Source organism: Nonomuraea sp. B10E15 (assembly GCF_039871615.1).
GTDB lineage: Bacteria > Actinomycetota > Actinomycetes > Streptosporangiales > Streptosporangiaceae > Nonomuraea.
This window is the reverse complement of record NZ_JBDPMB010000010.1, coordinates 26,353-43,276: the sequence shown is the minus strand read 5'-3', so window position 1 is coordinate 43,276 and position 16,924 is coordinate 26,353. Positions and strand designations below refer to the sequence as shown.

The window sequence follows — 16,924 nt, the reverse complement described above, 5'->3', positions numbered from 1 at the left end:
CCGAAGCTATCCCTCCGCGATCACGTAGGCCACGGCGACGCCCGCGTCGTGGCTGAGTGAGAGGTGCCAGCGTTTGATCCCGAGCTCGTACGCCACCTCCGCGGCCCGCCCGGTGATCACCAGCTCGGGCTTGCCGAGGTCGTCGCAGCGCACCTCGGCCTCCTGGTGCCCCAGCCCTTGCGGAGCGCCGAGCGCCTTGGCCACGGCCTCCTTGGCGGCGAACCTGGCGGCCAGCGAGTGCACCGGCAGCGACCGCTCGGCCTCGGTGAACAACCGCTCGCGCAGGCGCGGCGTGCGGCGCAGCGTCGCCTCGAAGCGGGAGATGTCCACGATGTCCACCCCGATGCCCAGGATCACCGCACCAAGCCTAGAACAGCCCCTTCTCCCAGGGCCCCCAGATGGCGATCGACATGCCGTGTTCGGCCTGGATGTTGACGTAGAGCGTGTGGCCGCCGGGCCCGAACGTGGAGCCGGCGAACTCGGCTCCCGCGTCGCCGGGGATCGGCTCCAGGCGGCAGAAGTCGAAGATCTCCCCTGCCCTGCTGAGCCCGCGCAGGTAGTTGGCGCCGTCGCCGTCCTCGCACAACACCAGCGTGCCGCGGCGGCTGACCGTCACGTTGTCGGGAAGGTCGAGCACCTCCGAGCGCGGCGACTCGTAGGCGAGCTTGAGCCGGCCGCTCCACGTCTCGTACGCCCACACCTGTCCCCGTCCCTTGCCGAACCCGTCGGGCGGCGTGTCACCGGACGCGGTGGCCCCGCCCTGCGTCGAGACGAAGTAGACCGTCCCCTGGTGGTAGACCGCGCCCTCCAGCCGGGAGAAGATCGCCGCGCCGGCCGCCCTGCCCTGCCGGCCCACCGCCTGGACGGCGTCGTCGTTGGACGGCGTGCCCGTGAAGCGGGGATCGGGGTCGTCGATGTCCACCCACGTGGTGGCGTACGAGGCGCCCGGCTCCTGGCCCTCGGACAGATCCTTGCGCTTGGCGCCCTTGACGGCGAGCATCTGCAGCCTGCCGCCGTCGAGCAGCCGCCCCGCCACAGCGGGATGTCTGGGCGGGAGGTAGCGGTAGAAGCCGGACGGGAAGCCGAAGTTGTCCTCGGTGAGGTAGATCGCGCCCGTGGACGGGTCGAAGGCGGCCGACTCGTGCGGGAAACGCCCCGCGGACCTGATCGGCCGGGCGGCGGCGGGGCGGTCGAGCGGCACCTCGAAGATGTAGCCGTGCGGGCGGGTGAGCTTGGAGTTGTCGCCGCCGGAGAAGTCGTCGCCCACGTCGGGGCCGTTGACCGTCTCCTCGCAGGTCACCCAGGCCCCCCACGACATGGGGCCGCCCGAGCAGTTCATCATGGTGCCGCTGAGCGAGGGGCCGCTCTTGATCACCTCTCCGTAGCGGGTGACCTGCAGCGTCGAGGTGCCTCCCCCTGCCATGGGGTCGTACGCCCTGCCCTTGTCGCCGAACGCGCCGACAGGCCCGTTGACCTCATGGTTGCGGACCAGGACGGCGCTGCCCCCGGGGCCGGCGAAGGCCGCCATGCCGTCGTGCCTGCCGGGCACGGCCGAGCCGTCGCCGAACCGGTCGCCGGCGGGGCTGAACGAGCGGTACTTGAACCCGCCGGGCAGGTGCAGGCGCACCTTGCCGTCACGAAGATCCTTCACGGGACGCGGCGGCCCGTACGCGCGGACCGGCTTCGCCCCTCCCTGGGCGCCCGCGCAGGCGACCCCGGCGAAGGGGCCCGCGACGCCGGCAGCGGCGACCACGCTGGTGATGAAACGACGACGGTCCACGGAAGCCTCCCGCCAGCAACAGTAGCCCTCGACAAACCTTCGCATACCGGAATCAGCGGTAATCTCCGGCCGTCGTCCACAACCTGTGGACGACCGGTCAGGACCCGCCAAGATCCGCTCTTTCCTCCATCGCTACGCTGCCTAGGTGAACAACGGCTACGTGGAACTGAGCAGGGAGCAGTGGAGCGAGCTCCGCAAGAACACGCCCTTGACTCTCACCGCAGACGAGCTGGAAGAGCTGCGCGGCGTCGACGACCCCATCGACCTCACCGAAGTCACCGACATCTACCTCCCGCTGACCCGGCTGCTGAACCTGCACTTCACCGGGTCCAAACAGCGCAGCAGCGTGCTGAGCGCCTTCCTCGGGCGTGACGAGCAGCGGGTGCCGTACATCCTGGGCATCGCGGGCAGCGTCGCGGTCGGCAAGTCGACGACGGCGCGGCTGCTGCACACCCTGCTCGCCCGCTGGCCCGAGCACATGCACGTGGAACTGGTCACCACCGACAGCTTCCTCCACCCGAACGCGGTGCTGGAGAAGAAGGGCATCATGCATCGCAAGGGCTTCCCCGAGAGTTATGACCGGCGGGCGCTGGTCAGGTTCGTGGCGGAGGTCAAGGCCGGGGCGGCGGCGACGCGGGCGCCGGTCTACAGCCACCTCGAGTACGACATCGTCCCCGGCGCACACCAGACCGTGAAAAGTCCGGACATTTTGATCATCGAGGGCCTCAACGTCCTCCAGCCCGCCCCACCCACCTCCCTCGCCGTCAACGACTACTTCGACTTCTCCATCTACGTCGACGCCAAGGTCGAGGACATCCGCACCTGGTACGTCGAACGGTTCCACAAGCTTCGCCGGACCGCTTTCGAGGACCCGAAGTCGTACTTCCGGCACATCGCGGAGCTGTCGTACGACGAGGCCACGGACTTCGCGGTCAACGTCTGGCGCGACATCAACGAACGTAACCTCGTCGAGAACATCGCCCCCACCAGAGGCCGCGCCGACCTCGTGCTCAAGAAGGGCGCCGATCACTCGGTGCAGCGCGTACGGCTTCGCCAGACCTGAACGCCTCCTCGTACAGGTAACGCGCGAACCTGCCCCCGCACTCCTGGTCGTCGATGCCGGCGAACCAGCACTCCTCACCGTGGTCGTGGCAGCTGAAGCGGCACATGCGGGAAACCCTCGCGCACACGTGTCAAAACCACGTCAACGTCCGATCGACGACAATGGCCGGATGCTCCATCTACGGCTGATCAGCCCGCCCTCACGCGCGGAGGAGGTGACGGCGGTGTTGGAGGACTGCCCTGGCGTCACCAACATCGTCGTCCTCTCCGGGGCGGCCCGCCTGCCGAGCGGCGACGTGATCCTCTGCGACGCCGCCAGGGAGTCGGCCAACGAGGTGCTGGGCCGGCTCAAGTGGCTGGAGAAGGAGGGCTCGATCGCCATCGAGCACGTCGACCTGTCGTTGTCCAGGACGGCGGAGGAGGCGGTCGAGGAGGCGCCGGGCGAGCCCGACGACGCGGTCATCTGGGAGGAGTTCGCGCACCGGGTGCAGGGCGAGTCCGGCATCACGTGGGCGTTCCTGGTCTTCCTCGCCATCGCCACGCAATTGGCGGGCATCGGCGTGCTGCAGAACTCCGTCATCCTCATCATCGGCGGGATGGTGCTCAGCCCGGAGTTCGGCCCGATCGCGGCCGTCTGCTTCGGCCTGCTGCGCCGCAGGTGGCGGCTGGTCGTCCACGCGCTCCGTACGTTGATCACGGGGTTCGCGGCGGCGATCGCCGTCACCTTCGCCTGCGCGCTCGTCTCCCACTGGCTCGGCTGGATCGGCCCCGGCGACCTCGCCACCGGCGAGGAGGTCAGGTTCATCGTCACGCCCGACCGGTGGTCGTTCATCGTGGCGCTGCTCGCGGGCGTGGCCGGAGTGCTGTCGATCACGGCGGGCAAGTCGACGGCCCTGATCGGCGTCTTCATCTCGGTCACCACGGTGCCCGCCGCCGGCTACCTGGCCGTCGCGCTCGCGCTCGGCCAGTGGGCGCAGGTCGCGGGCTCGGTGTCGCAGCTGTCGATGAACGTGGCCGGCATGATCCTGGCGGGCACCACGACCCTGATGGTCCAGCGGAAATTCTGGCCTCAAGTAGGACGCCGTTCATCCGTCTGAACGAGGCCACGGCGCTGATCGCCCGGTAGTGTCCGGCACATGCACATCCTCGCTACCGAGGGGCTGACCAAGCGCTTTCCCACCGTCACGGCGGTCGATCAGCTCTCCGTCACCGTGGGGCCCGGTGTCACCGGCCTGGTCGGGGCGAACGGCGCGGGCAAGTCGACACTGATCAAGATCCTGCTCGGTCTGCTGCCGCCCTCCGGCGGCACCGCGCGGGTGCTCGATCTGGACGTGACCGCGCAGGGCGCGGAGATCCGCAGGCTCGTCGGCTACATGCCCGAGCACGAGTGTCTTCCGCCCGACGTCTCCGCCACCGAATTAGTCGTCCACCTCGCCCAGATGTCCGGGCTGCCGCGCACGGCGGCCCGCGAGCGCGCCGCCGACGTCCTGCGCCACGTCGGCCTGGCGGAAGAGCGCTACCGTCCCGTCGGCGGCTACTCGACCGGCATGAAGCAGCGGGTCAAGCTGGCCCAGGCCCTGGTCCACGACCCGAAACTGATCTTCCTCGACGAGCCCACCAACGGGCTCGACCCACGCGGCCGCGACGAGATGCTGACGCTGATCCGGCGCATCGGCACCGAGTTCGGCATCAGCGTGCTCGTCACCTCCCACCTGCTGGGCGAGCTGGAGCGCATCTGCGACCACGTGATCGTCATCGACGCGGGGCGGCTGCTGCGTTCCTCGACGATCGGCGAGTTCACCCAGGCGACGCAGACCGTCACGGTCGAGGTCGACGAGGGCCTTGACGCGCTGACCGCCCGCCTGACCGGCGACGGCCAGACCGTCTCGCCACAGGGCCGCATGCTGGTGGTCAAGGTGCTCGGGCCCGAGACGTACGACGCCATCCGCGACGCCGCCGTCGACCTGGACCTCTGCCTCATCCGCCTGGAACAGGGACGTCACCGCATCGAGGACGTCTTCCGGGAGGAGAGCACAAGTGTCTGAAATTTACGACATCGGCTACCGGCACTACGACGGCCCCCGGCTCGGCCGCGGCTACGCCACCAGGGCCCTGACCCTGCACAGCCTGCGCGGCATCTTCGGCCTCGGCCGCCCGGCCCGCAGCAAGATCATGCCGTTCTCCCTGGCCACCATCATGCTGGTGCCGGCGATCGTCAACATCGCGCTGATGGCCCTGCTCAGGAGAAGCGAGATCCCCTACAGCGGCTACGCGGTCATCATGCAGGCCGTGGTGGCGATCTTCCTGGCCTCGCAGGCCCCCACCGTCGTCGCCCCCGACCTGCGCTACCGCGTGCTGCCGCTCTACCTGTCACGGCCCGTGGCGATCAACGAGTACGTCGGGGCCAAGGTCGCCGCGATGACCGCGGCGGTGTTCCTGCTGGTCGCCGCGCCGCTCACGCTGATGTACGTGGGCGAACTGGTGATCGACCTCCCCGGCCCGCCGGCCACCGGCGAATACGCCGGCTCCATGACCATGGCGCTCGTGCTGGCGCTGCTCCTGTCGGCCTTCGGCCTCGCACTGGCCTCGTTCACGCCCCGGCGCGGACTCGGCGTGGCGTCGGTGATCACCGTCTACCTGCTGTCGTTCGCGGCTGTCCCGGTGATCTACGGCACGCTGGCCTCCACCGGCAACGAGTCGCAGGCCGCCTGGGCCTGGCTGATCAACCCGTTCTGGCTGGTCGACTCCGTGCAGTCGTGGGTGTTCGGCACGCCGCCCCACTCCATCGAGGGCGACTACCCGAACGGCCCCGCCTCGGCGGCGATCCTCGTCGTGCTGATCTGCGCCGGGCTGGCCGCCCTCGCGCTGCGCTACAGGAAGGCGGCCGCGCGATGAAGATCGAGCTCTCGCAGGTCTCCCGCTGGTACGGCAACGTGGTGGCGGTCAACGACGTGACGATGACGATCGGCCCAGGCGTCACCGGCCTGCTCGGGCCCAACGGCGCGGGCAAGTCGACGCTCCTGCACATGATGGCGGGCTTCCTGGCCCCTTCGGGCGGCTCGGTCACGCTGGACGGGACCAAGGTCTGGAAGAACCACCGCATTTACCGAAATATCGGCCTCGTTCCGGAACGTGAGGGCGTGTACGGCTTCCTGACCGGCTGGCAGTTCGTGCTCTCCGCCGCCCGGCTCCACGGCCTGCCCGACCCCGCGGAAGCCGCCCGCAAAGCCCTGGCCACCGTCGAGATGGAGGAGCCGAAGGACCGCCGCGTCGAGACGTACTCGAAGGGCATGCGCCAGCGCGTCAAGGTCGCCGCGGCGCTCGTCCACGACCCGCCGGTGCTGCTGCTCGACGAGCCGTTCAACGGCATGGACCCCCGCCAGCGCCTCCAGCTGATGGACCTCATCCGCTCCATGGGCGCGGGGGGCAAGACGATCCTGTTCAGCTCCCACATCCTGGAGGAGGTCGAGCGGGTAGCCCAGCACATCGAGGTCCTGGTGGCGGGCCGCCACGCGGCCTCGGGAAACTTCCGCGAGATCCGCCGCCTGATGACCGACCGGCCGCACCTGTTCATGATCCGTTCGAGCGACGACAGGAAGCTCGCAGCCGCGCTCATCCGCGACCCCTCGGCCGGCGGCATCACCCTCCGCCCCGACGGCCTGGAGGTCCAGGCCACCGAGTTCCGCCGTTTCGCCCGGCTCCTCCCCAGGGTCGCCAAGGAGGAAGGCGTGCACCTGCACCAGATCTCCCCCGCGGACGAGGACCTGGAAAGTGTCTTCTCCTACCTCATCACCAGGAGCACCTGATGAACACCGTGGTCGCGGGCATCACGTACCGCGCCCTGCTGGGCCGCCGGCGCATCATCCTGCTGCTGGTGCTGCCGCTGGGTCTCATCGCCCTGGCGGTGCTGCTGCGCCTGTTCGGCGAGACCGGCCAGCGCTCGGCCATGCTGCTGATGGACAACTTCGCGATCAACACGATGCTGCCCCTCCTGGGCCTGATCGCGGGCACGGGCGTCATCGCCCCGGAGATCGACGACGGCACCATCATCCACCTGCTGTCCAAGCCGATCTCCCGCCCTGTCATCATCCGGACGAAGTTCCTGGTGGCGGCGTCGCTGCTGGCCGTGTTCGGGGCGATCCCGACGTACGTGTCGGCCTGGCTCCTGGTCAGCAACGAGGACGGCATCGCCTCGGGGTTCGCCCTGGGGGCGCTGCTGGCCGGCATCGCCTACGCAGCCGTCTTCCTCCTGCTGGGCGTCCTGACGCGGCACGCGGTGGCGATCGGCATCATCTACGCCCTGGTGTGGGAGACCCTGGTGGGCGGGTTCCTGCCGGGTGCCCGCAAGTTCTCGATCCAGCAGTGGGGCAAGTCGATCGCCGACCAGATCTCCGACTCGGCGTTCCTCAAGGCCGACGTGACGCTCGGCTTCGCCGTGCCGGCGCTGATCATCGTCACGGTCGCCGCCGTCTTCTGGGCGGGCCGCAGGCTGCGGGCCTTCTCCCTCACCGGCGACGAGTAGACACCTTTGATCTGCTCCCGCGACTGCCGTCTGAGCCCCGTGACCACAGTGATCGGGGCCGGCAACCATATCGCGCGGTTGCCTGGCGGGCGGGACGCGCAGCTCAGGTCCCGCTCATGAGCGTCGGGTACGGCACCGCGTGCCGTACCCGACGTGAGAAACCTTCAGACGCAGGACGTGCGCACCACGTCGGCGAGGCGGCCGGCCACCAGGGTGGCGTGCTCCTCCGACGCGGCCTCGACCATGACCCGGATCATCGGCTCGGTGCCGCTCGGCCTGATCAGCACCCGCCCCGTCTCCCCCAGCTCGGCCTCCGCCTGCTGGACGGCGGCGACGAGCTCGGGCACGGAGGCCTTGCCCTTGTCGACGTCCTTGACGTTGATCAGGATCTGCGGCAGCGGCGTCATCACCGAGGCCAGCTCCTTCAGCGGCACGCCCGTCCTGGCCACCACGCCCAGCAGGTGGAGCGAGGTGAGCAGGCCGTCGCCGGTGGTGGCGTGGTCGAGCATGATGACGTGGCCTGACTGCTCGCCGCCGAGGTTGTATCCGTTGTGCTTCATGCGCTCCAGCACGTAGCGGTCACCGACGGCGGTCTCGACCACGGTGATGCCCGCGTCGCGCATCGCCAGCTTGAAACCGAGGTTGGACATCACGGTCGCGACCACGGTGTCCTTCGCCAGCAGCCCCTCGCCGTGCATGGCAGCGGCGAGCACGGCCATGATGCGGTCGCCGTCGATGATCGAGCCGGTGTGGTCGACGGCCAGGCAACGGTCGGCGTCGCCGTCGTAGGCCACGCCCAGGTCGGCGCCGCGCGAGACGACCACCTGCTGGAGCTTGTCCAGGTGGGTCGAGCCGTGGCCGGCGTTGATGTTGAGCCCGTCAGGCCTGGAGCCGATGGCCTCGACCCTGGCCCCCGCGCGGACGAGCGCCTCGGGCGCCACCATGTGGGCGGCGCCGTGCGCGCAGTCGACCACGATGTCGAGGCCGTCGAGTGAGGCGCTCATCGTGGTCAGCACGTGGGAGATGTAGCGGTCGGCCTCACCGTACGCGTCGCGCACGCGGCCCACGGCCGAGCCGACGGGAAAGCTCCACTCCTCGCCCAGCCGCCGCTCGATCTCGTCCTCGACCGCGTCGGACAGCTTGAAGCCGCCACGGGCCAGGAACTTGATGCCGTTGTCGGGCGCCGGGTTGTGCGACGCCGACAACATGACGCCGAGGTCGGCGCCGAGCGCGGCCGTGAGGTGGGCGACGGCCGGGGTGGGCAGCACGCCGAGGCGCAGCACGTCCACTCCAGACGCCGCGAGGCCGGCGACCACCGCGGCCTCGAGAAACTCTCCCGAGGCGCGTGGGTCCCGGCCTACGACCGCTACCGGCCTGCTCTTACGGCTGGGGCCGGTAGCGGAGAACGCGCCCGCATCGCCGAGGACATGAGCCGCCGCGACCGAAAGGTCCATGGCGAGCTCCGCCGTGAGGTCGCGACCCGCGACCCCGCGTACCCCGTCGGTGCCGAAAAGGCGCGCCAACTCAGCGCTTGCTGTACTGCGGAGCCTTGCGGGCCTTCTTGAGGCCGTACTTCTTCCGCTCCGTGGCGCGGGCGTCACGGGTGAGGAAGCCGGCCTTCTTCAGCGGCGGGCGGTTGACGTCGACGTCCAGGATCGCCAGGGCGCGGGACAGGCCCATGCGCAGGGCGCCGGCCTGACCGGTGACGCCGCCGCCGTCGATGCGCGCGATGACGTCGAACGCCTCCTCGGCGCCGAGCACCACGAACGGCTCGTTGACGATCTGCTGGTGGACCTTGTTCGGGAAGTAGACGTCCAGCGAACGACCGTTGATCGTCCACTTACCGGTGCCGGGGACGATGCGCACGCGGGCGATCGCCTCCTTGCGGCGGCCGGTGCCGTACGAGTTGCCCGTGGTGACGGGCTTGCGCACGGGAGCGTCAGCGCTGGCGGTGGATTCTGTGGTGTATTCGGACGGGAACTCCTCGCTGGAGAAGTCCTCCGCCTCGGCCGTCTCGACGGCCGTCTCGACACCGGTGGGCTCAGCCACGGTTCTCCTCTTACTTTCGAAACTCGGCGCTACCCCTTGCGGGGGCATGCGACGGGGTCTCCCCCGCGGGTCTACTTACTGGGCGATCTGGCTGATCTCGAACGGCACCGGCTGCTGGGCCTGGTGCGGGTGCTCGGAGCCCGCGTAGACCTTCAGCTTCTTCGCCATCTTCCGGCCCAGGGAGTTTTTCGGCAGCATGCCCTTGACGGCCTTCTCGACGGCCTTCTCCGGCCGCTTCTCCATGAGCTCGCCATAGCTGACGGAACGCAGACCGCCCGGGTAACCCGAGTGACGGTACGCCTTCTTCTGCTCGAGCTTGTTGCCGCTCAGCGCGATCTTGTCCGCGTTGATGACGATGACGAAGTCACCGGTGTCGACGTGGTTGGCGAAGATCGGCTTGTGCTTGCCGCGGAGCAGGGTCGCGACGTGGCTGGCCAGCCGGCCCAGCACGACATCGGTCGCGTCGATGACGTACCACTGACGCTGGACGTCGGCGGGCTTCGGTGAGTACGTGCGCACGGTCGTAGCCTTCTTTATGCTCGCGTCTTCGGCGCTGTCGGATGCGACAGCAACATTGGTCGGTCGGTGCGGGCACACGACGGCCCGGACCTTCCGTCTCCGCAACACGGGAGATGACGCCGGACGCGCCGCGCATTGGTCACGCTGGACCTATGCACACAACGAACGATTAGGCTACCCGCCCGGAGGCGCGCTGGTCAAAAGACCGGTAACCTCGGACGAGTCTACCCGACCGCAGAACGGTTCGATTTCGTTTCCCTGGGACCTCTTCTTTCCCAGGACCAGACATCCCTATCGTTGATGGCGGTATGTGGCAGAACTCTCACACCCGGCCAACCCAGCGGGGCGCTCGGCGCCGGAATCACCTGGGTGTGCTGACCTGCCTGATGGCGGTCCTGTTCACGGGCGTGCTGATCGGCCGGCTGACCGACGACGCCGAGCCCGCCCGCCACGTCTACCTCGAAGAGACCGTCCCGCCCGCGGCCGCCACCGGCCACGCCACGCCCAAGGCTTCGAAGAAGGCCCGGCCGCACGCCCAGCGGATCCCCAGGGAGATCACGACCAGACCCACGCCGCGCGGCAGGACGACCCCCAAGGTCACCAAGAAGCCCGACGGGCAGATTCCCGGGTTCACCAGCGACGGCGACGGCTCCGCCGAGCTCCGCAGCGACGGCGAGGGCGTGCGCGTCATGGCGGGCATGGCGTCCAGGGTCGTCTCGCTCACCAACGCCGCCAGGGTCAGGCATGGGTGCGGGGCGCTCAGGGTCGACCGCGGGCTCACCCGCTCCGCCCGTACGCACTCGCTGGAGATGGCCCGCACCGGTCGGCTCGTGCACAACTCCCCCGACGGCGGCTCCCCGTGGGACCGCATGGAGCGCGCGGGATACCACTGGGGCGCCGCCGAGAACATCGGCGCCGGCTACACCACGCCCGACGAGGCCGTACGCGGCTGGCTGGACAGCCGCGACCACCGCAGGAACATCCTCGACTGCCGGCTGAAGGCCATCGGCGTCGGCGTCGCCGACGGCCCCAACGGCCCGTGGTGGACCCAGGACTTCGGAACCCGATGACGAACATCACGGTAATGTCGCCCCATGGTTTCCAACGGCAACGGGGAACGTGAGAGCGGATCGGGCGGCGCCCCCTACGGGATGGGGAACGCGCCCGAGGAGCCGGGCAGCGCCTTCCGCCGCCCGCGCCGCAAGGAACGCGCCGCCGGCGAGCCCCAGGAGCAGGCGCCGAAGAGCCCGCAGAGCAAGGTCGGGTGGAGTCCGTACGACGAGGGCTCGCGCTCGCGTGCCCCGTTGTGGTTCGCGATCAGCGGCGTGGCCGTGCTCGGCCTGCTCGGCGGCGGCCTGGTGCTCATGTGGAACGCCGACGACCCCGTCGCCACCGAAACCGGCAGGCCCCGCATGACCGCCGCGCCCCTGCCGTCCGCGCCTCCCGGCGAGTACGGCTTCGCCGCCAGCCGTTCCACGGACCCCGACCCGATCTCGGTGAAGGAGATCTTCGGCAGCAAGAAGAAGATCACCGTGTCGAAGCGTTCGTACGAGCGGACGATCACCAAGAAGGACAAGAAGTGCTCCGACGGCGCCCTGGGCGACGATCTCAAGAAGGCGCTCAAGTCCGGCAAGTGCACCCAGCTCGTCCGCGCCAGCTTCCGCGACAAGGCGGGCAAGGTGATCGGCACGATCGGCGTGGCCAACCTCACCAGCACCAAGGCCGCGAGCAAGGTGGCCAAGGTCGGCGACACGGAAAACTACGTCAAACCGCTGGCGGGTAAGGACAGTGTCACCAAGTTCATCGGCTCGGGCAGTGGCGGCACCAGGATCCTGACGCACGGACACTACGCGATCATGGTGTGGTTCCAGAACAAGGACGGCACAAAGCCCGACAACAAGGGCAGCAAGCAGCTCTTCGCCGCCGTGAACGACATCACCAAGGCCACGGTGTTCGAGGCGCTGGACAACCGGTCGGTCACCGGAAGCCCGCGAATCTGAAACCCGTCTTCGCGCGCGTAACGCCCCAAACGGGATGCCGGATCCTTTCGGGAACGCTCATACCGACGTAACGATCTCGTCTCTCTCGCTAGGCTCGCCCTATGCGTGGCCAGGAACCCGGGTCTGAGCACGATCGCAGGGAAGCCGACAACTCGGCCGCACCAGCGACGCCACCGCCGAGCTTCGGCCAGACCGACGGGCGAGACGTTCCACCGGCGTTCACCCCATCCGGCACCCCATCCGGCACCCCATCCGACACCACTACCGGCATCCCTTACGGCGGCGCCCCCTACGGCACCCCATCGACCGGAGCCGCTTCCGGCGAAGCGGCGGCGACCAGGGCGCGCCCCGCCATTCCCGTCTTCCAGGGCCCGCCACCCGACCTGCCGGCGCCTGACGACCGGCCGGGTGCCCAACCGTGGGAGGTGTCGGGCGACGACACCGCGCCCTACGACTGGTTCGCCGACCACACCGGCGTCGACCCCGCCGACCAGGAATGGGGCGACCATCCGCACGCCCACCAGGCGTTCCCCGGCCGCCCTTCGGCCGCGCGTGAGCTCCTCAGCGGCCCGCGGACCGCTCGCGAGCAGGCCGATCCCGCGCGCCCCGGTCACACCACGGCCCGCCGGTCCCCGGCCGAGCGCATGCAGTCCGCACACGAACAGGACGCACAGGGACGAGGTCCGCAGGCGCAGGACCCACCGGCGTGGGACGCTCCGGAGGAGACCGGCCGCTGGCCCGCCAAGCCGGTGGTGCCCAGCGCGCCGCCGTGGGAGCCGCCACCCGCGTTCACCGCCGCCGCGGCCGGCATGCCCGTGTGGCCCGCGCCCGCCGGCGACCCCCACGCCATGCCGCCGTGGCCGGCCGCCACCGGCGAGCTCGTGGCCGACCCCGACCCCGACGAGCCCGGCCCCCTGCCCGCCTCCTTCGACCCGAACGCCACCGACCCGGAGGGCTTCACCCGCCCGGCCGACGCGGGCCACCCGGAAACCGATCAGGCCGAAGTCCCCCGGCCCGGCGCCGACCGGCCAGAAGCACCCCGAGCCACCACCCCCGGCCCCGTCGAAGCGGGCGACCCGGGAACCACCCCGTCCGGCACGGCCCAGCCCGCAGGGGACGCGGACGTCGCAGAGCCGCCGGGCACCGCGAAGCCCCGGACCGGCGACGCGTCCGGCGAGCCTCCCCTTTCGGCACCGGTCGCCGCCGAACGCGACGACACCCGGCCCATCGCCCACAACGACGTCGCCCGCCCGGTCGGGCAGGAAGTCACGAAGTCCAAGAAGCCGGCCCACTACTTCGACCCGAAAGCCGCCAGGCGTGACGCCGCACGTCAGGAGAGGGCGTCCGAGCCCGGCGACCCGTCGGCGCGCGCGCCCGAACCGGGCGACGTACCCGTCTGGCCGCCCCTCCCCCCAGAAGAGGAGAAACTTCCCGATCTCCCCTTCCCCCGGGACACCTGGGGCCAGAGACAACCGGTCTCGCTCGACGCGCCCACACCACCGGTGGGCAGCCCCGCCTTCCCGGCTGGAGCGTTCAAACAACCCCCGTTCCAGGCCCCGCCCCCGCCTCCCGCGCCGCCGGGCAGGAGCAGGCGCGCCCTGCTCGTCACACTCGGCGCGCTGGCCCTGGCGGGTGTGGCCACCGGCGGGTTCTTCGCCTGGCAGGCCGTGAGCGACCCCGCGCCGACGACCGCCGCCGCCCGGCCGAGCGCGTCCGTCCAGCCGAGTTCTGAGCCGGCCGCCTCCCCACCCGCCGAGGGCGCGTCCGCGCTCGACTCCGAGCGGACCGACCCGCAGAAGTTGTCGTTGTCGGAGGCGTTCCCCGACAAGAAGGTGAGCGCGGCCGGCGCGACATTCACGCGGGTCAAGGCCGGCATCGAGACGGCCTGCGACAAGGCGGCCATGGGTGCTTTCGCCGACGCGCTCAAGGAGCAGAAGTGCAGCCGCGTGCTCAGGGCCACGTACGTCGACAGGAAACGGCGCTACGCGGTGACCACGGGCATCGCCGTACTTCCTGACAAGACCGCGGCCGAGGCCGTCGACCAGGCGAAGAACCTGTCGCGCAACGTCTGGTTCCGCCCGCTTCCCGGCGGTGAGGGCTCGGGCGGCGAGCGGGTGCACGTCGCGGGCGGCTACGCGGCGGGCCTGGTGTGGGGCCGCTACCTCGTCTTCAGCTACGCCACCCACGCCGACGGCCACACCCCGTCGGCCGGCGAGAGGACGCTGCCCAAGGTGAGCGGGGCGTTCCGCGACGAGACGTCACTCGTCCTCGAGCGCCGCGTCAACGGCGGCTGAGCCCGCCGGCGTGCGCACGCGCCGGGTGGCCGCGGCCCGCGCGGCGAGCTCCGCGTCCGGGGGGTAGCCCACCTCCTCCAGGCAGAGCCCGTGCGCGGGCGCCACGTGCACGCCCGAGTCGCGTACGGCCCTGCCGAGCACCTCACCGGGCCACTCCACCGGCCGCCGCCCGTCACCGGCGGCCAGCAGGGAGCCGACCAGCGCCCGCACCATCGAGTGGCAGAACGCGTCGGCCACGACGGTCGCCACAAGGGTGCCGTCCTGCTCGCGGACCCAGTCGAGGCGCTGCAGTTCCCTGATCGTCGTGGCCCCTTCGCGCTTCTTGCAGAACGCGGCGAAGTCGTGCTCGCCGATCAGCCGCGCGGCGGCCGCGTCGAGCGCGCCGTCGTCCAGCGGCCGGTTGTGCCAGACGACCTCGCGGCGGCGCAGCGGATCGACGCCGCCCACCGCGTCGCTCACCCGGTACGCGTACCGCCGGAAGAGAGCCGAGAACCGGGCGTCGAAGCCCTCAGAGGCCACCGAGACCCGATGAACGCGTACGTCCGGGGGCAGAACCCCGCCCAGCCGCCTGACGAGCGCAGCGAGCCGCTCATCGATGCCCAGCGGTCCCCTGTTGCCGTCCAGCTCGGCCATGGAGCCCTCCGGCACGTCCACGTGGGACACCTGGCCGCGCGCGTGCACCCCGGCGTCGGTACGGCCGGCCACGGTCAGCTGGGCGGGCTCGCCGAGGCGCAGGATCCGGCCGAGCGCCTGCTCGATCTCGCCCTGGACGGTGCGCCGCCCCGGCTGCCGTGCCCACCCGGAGAATTCGGTCCCGTCGTACGCGAGGTCGAGGCGGAGCCGTACCACGATGATTCTCCTTCGTACGAGAACGGGCCCGGACCCCCGCAGAGGGGTCCGGGCCCGTTTCAGCCGATCTGAACGATCAGGCCTCGTCCTTCTTCGCCTCGGCCTCGGCGGCCGGGGTCTCCTCGGCGGCGGCCTCGGGCGCCTCAGCCTTGGCCTCCTCAGCCTTGGCCTCCTCCGCCGGAGTCTCCTCGGCCTTCGTCTCCTCGGCGGCGGGCGCCGGGGCGGGAGCCTCGGTGCGGCGGGTGGTGACGCCGCTCATCGGCTCGGTCACCAGCTCGATGACCGCCATCGGCGCGTTGTCGCCCTTGCGCGCGCCGACCTTGGTGATGCGGGTGTAGCCGCCGGGCCGCTCGGCGAACGTCGTCGCGATCTCGGTGAAGAGGTGATGCACGACGCCCTTGTCCCTGACGACGGTCAGGACCTGGCGACGGTTGTGGATGTCGCCCTTCTTCGCCTTGGTGATCAGGCGCTCCGCCACCGGACGCAGGCGCTTGGCCTTGGTGACCGTGGTGCGGATCTTGCCGTGGCGGAACAGATCGGTGGCGAGGTTCGCCAGGATCAGCCGCTCGTGCGCCGGGCTGCCGCCAAGACGTGCACCCTTGGTGGGCTTGGGCATGTCATCTCTCCTTGTGGATTAACCCGCCCCGGCCGTATCAGGTACCGGAGTCGGGCCGGCGCCGCGGTCGCGCGGCGCCGTTACGTTCACCCGCCCGCCCGCGCCTCGCGAGGGCGGTGGCCGGTCCGCGAACCGGCCGCCGTCCACGCGGAGAACGCGCTGACGAACCGCGGGACGTTGTCAGTACTGCTCGGTCTCGACGTACGCGCTGTCGTCGTCGTCGTAGCCACCGCCGGCCACCGCGCTCGGGTCGAACCCGGGCGGGGAGTCCTTGAGCGCCAGCGACATCTCGTGCAGCTTCTGCTTGACCTCTTCGATCGACTTGGCGCCGAAGTTCCTTATGTCGAGCAGGTCCTGCTCGCTGCGCGCGACGAGCTCGCCCACGGTGTGGATGCCCTCGCGCTTGAGGCAGTTGTAGGAACGGACCGTGAGGTTGAGCTCCTCGATGGGCAGCGCCAGGTCGGCGGCCAGAGCGGCGTCGGTCGGCGACGGGCCGATGTCGATGCCCTCGGCCTCGACGTTGAGCTCGCGGGCCAGGCCGAAGAGCTCGACGAGGGTCTTGCCGGCGGAGGCCACCGCGTCGCGGGGCTTCATCGCGGGCTTGGTCTCGACGTCGAGGATGAGGCGGTCGAAGTCGGTACGCTGCTCGACTCGGGTGGCCTCGACCTTGTAGGTGACCTTGAGCACCGGGGAGTAGATCGAGTCGATCGGAATGCGACCGATCTCCTGGCCCGGCTGCTTGTTCTGGGCGGCGGAGACGTAGCCGCGACCGCGCTCGACGGTCAGCTCCATCTCCAGCTTCGCCTTGCCGTTGAGCGTGGCGATGCGCAGCTCGGGGTTGTGCACCTCGACACCGGCGGGCGGCGCGATGTCGGCGGCGGTGACCTCACCCGGGCCCTGCTTGCGCAGGTACATCACGACCGGCTCGTCGTGCTCGGAGGAGACGACCAGTTCCTTGAGGTTGAGGATGATGTCGGTGACGTCTTCCTTGACCCCGGGAACGGTCGAGAACTCGTGCAGCACGCCCTCGATGCGAATGCTCGTCACGGCCGCGCCCGGAATGGACGACAGCAGCGTGCGGCGCACGGAGTTGCCGATGGTGTAGCCGAAACCCGGCTCCAGCGGCTCGATGACGAATCGGGACCGGGTGTCGTCGATCGACTCTTCGAGAAGAGTCGGGCGCTGAGCGATCAGCATGTGTGGGTTCTCCCCTTTTTCGTGTGACGCCCGCTA

At 70.2% G+C, this 16,924-nt stretch carries 17 protein-coding genes; 9 read left to right on the top strand and 8 right to left on the bottom strand.

The window, feature by feature from the left end:
* Window positions 1-6: 6 nt before the first annotated feature.
* Together ABGB14_RS26410 and ABGB14_RS26405 are read right to left on the bottom strand one after the other, a co-directional pair.
* Window positions 7-357, bottom strand: coding sequence for a holo-ACP synthase (locus tag ABGB14_RS26410; protein ID WP_347646500.1), 351 nt, complete (start codon window positions 355-357; stop codon window positions 7-9).
* Window positions 358-367: 10 nt separating this feature from the next.
* Window positions 368-1,780 carry an alkaline phosphatase PhoX gene (locus ABGB14_RS26405; protein WP_347646499.1) on the bottom strand — a complete coding sequence of 471 codons (1,413 nt, stop codon included), beginning with the start codon at window positions 1,778-1,780 and terminating at the stop codon, window positions 368-370.
* Window positions 1,781-1,940: 160 nt separating this feature from the next.
* Between ABGB14_RS26405 and coaA the strand changes: the two genes are divergently transcribed.
* From coaA to ABGB14_RS26375, 6 genes are all read left to right on the top strand, one after another.
* Entirely contained in the window at window positions 1,941-2,843 is a 903-nt protein-coding gene (gene coaA / locus ABGB14_RS26400) for a type I pantothenate kinase (RefSeq protein WP_347646729.1), read from the top strand.
* Window positions 2,844-3,012: 169 nt separating this feature from the next.
* Window positions 3,013-3,939: a DUF389 domain-containing protein gene (locus ABGB14_RS26395; RefSeq protein WP_347646498.1), complete on the top strand. Its 927-nt coding sequence runs from the start codon at window positions 3,013-3,015 to the stop codon at window positions 3,937-3,939.
* Window positions 3,940-3,978: 39 nt separating this feature from the next.
* Complete coding sequence (locus ABGB14_RS26390; protein ID WP_347646497.1) at window positions 3,979-4,887, top strand: ABC transporter ATP-binding protein; 909 nt, start codon at window positions 3,979-3,981, stop codon at window positions 4,885-4,887.
* Entirely contained in the window at window positions 4,880-5,737 is an 858-nt protein-coding gene (locus ABGB14_RS26385) for an ABC transporter permease (protein WP_347646496.1), read from the top strand. Before ABGB14_RS26390 ends, ABGB14_RS26385 begins: the two co-directional genes overlap by 8 nt.
* Entirely contained in the window at window positions 5,734-6,648 is a 915-nt protein-coding gene (locus tag ABGB14_RS26380) for an ABC transporter ATP-binding protein (protein ID WP_347646495.1), read from the top strand. The genes ABGB14_RS26385 and ABGB14_RS26380 overlap by 4 nt, the downstream gene beginning before the upstream one ends.
* On the top strand, window positions 6,648-7,364 hold the full coding sequence (locus ABGB14_RS26375) for an ABC transporter permease subunit (protein ID WP_347646494.1): 717 nt from the start codon (window positions 6,648-6,650) through the stop codon (window positions 7,362-7,364). The genes ABGB14_RS26380 and ABGB14_RS26375 overlap by 1 nt, the downstream gene beginning before the upstream one ends.
* 164 nt (window positions 7,365-7,528) lie before the next feature.
* Here the strand turns inward: ABGB14_RS26375 and glmM are convergent, their stop codons facing one another.
* The 3 genes from glmM to rplM form a co-directional block, all read right to left on the bottom strand.
* A complete protein-coding gene (glmM, locus tag ABGB14_RS26370; protein WP_347646493.1) occupies window positions 7,529-8,887 on the bottom strand; it encodes a phosphoglucosamine mutase in 1,359 nt (452 codons plus the stop codon).
* Window position 8,888: 1 nt separating this feature from the next.
* Window positions 8,889-9,413, bottom strand: a complete 525-nt coding sequence (gene rpsI, locus ABGB14_RS26365) for a 30S ribosomal protein S9 (protein ID WP_347646492.1) — start codon at window positions 9,411-9,413, stop codon at window positions 8,889-8,891.
* Between the two features lie 75 nt (window positions 9,414-9,488).
* Window positions 9,489-9,932 (bottom strand): 50S ribosomal protein L13, encoded by a 444-nt coding sequence (gene rplM, locus ABGB14_RS26360; protein ID WP_132334437.1) that lies wholly within the window; start codon window positions 9,930-9,932, stop codon window positions 9,489-9,491.
* Window positions 9,933-10,303: 371 nt separating this feature from the next.
* Here rplM and ABGB14_RS26355 point away from each other — a divergent pair, with 371 nt between their 5' ends.
* The 3 genes from ABGB14_RS26355 to ABGB14_RS26345 all read left to right on the top strand — a co-directional run bounded on the left by ABGB14_RS26355 (window position 10,304) and on the right by ABGB14_RS26345 (window position 14,226).
* Complete coding sequence (locus ABGB14_RS26355; protein ID WP_347646491.1) at window positions 10,304-11,002, top strand: CAP domain-containing protein; 699 nt, start codon at window positions 10,304-10,306, stop codon at window positions 11,000-11,002.
* Between the two features lie 24 nt (window positions 11,003-11,026).
* The gene (locus ABGB14_RS26350) at window positions 11,027-11,932 is read left to right on the top strand and encodes a hypothetical protein (protein WP_347646490.1); all 906 of its coding nucleotides are present in this window, start codon (window positions 11,027-11,029) and stop codon (window positions 11,930-11,932) included.
* Window positions 11,933-12,033: 101 nt separating this feature from the next.
* A complete protein-coding gene (locus ABGB14_RS26345; protein WP_347646489.1) occupies window positions 12,034-14,226 on the top strand; it encodes a hypothetical protein in 2,193 nt (730 codons plus the stop codon).
* On the opposite strand, the gene truA is transcribed toward ABGB14_RS26345, so the two are convergent.
* The 3 genes from truA to ABGB14_RS26330 all read right to left on the bottom strand — a co-directional run bounded on the left by truA (window position 14,191) and on the right by ABGB14_RS26330 (window position 16,888).
* Window positions 14,191-15,075: a tRNA pseudouridine(38-40) synthase TruA gene (truA, locus tag ABGB14_RS26340; protein WP_347646488.1), complete on the bottom strand. Its 885-nt coding sequence runs from the start codon at window positions 15,073-15,075 to the stop codon at window positions 14,191-14,193. The genes ABGB14_RS26345 and truA overlap by 36 nt on opposite strands.
* Before the next feature lie 76 nt (window positions 15,076-15,151).
* A complete protein-coding gene (gene rplQ / locus ABGB14_RS26335) occupies window positions 15,152-15,691 on the bottom strand; it encodes a 50S ribosomal protein L17 (protein ID WP_347646487.1) in 540 nt (179 codons plus the stop codon).
* 180 nt (window positions 15,692-15,871) lie between these two features.
* Window positions 15,872-16,888, bottom strand: coding sequence for a DNA-directed RNA polymerase subunit alpha (locus tag ABGB14_RS26330; protein WP_132337053.1), 1,017 nt, complete (start codon window positions 16,886-16,888; stop codon window positions 15,872-15,874).
* Between the last annotated feature and the right edge of the window lie 36 nt (window positions 16,889-16,924).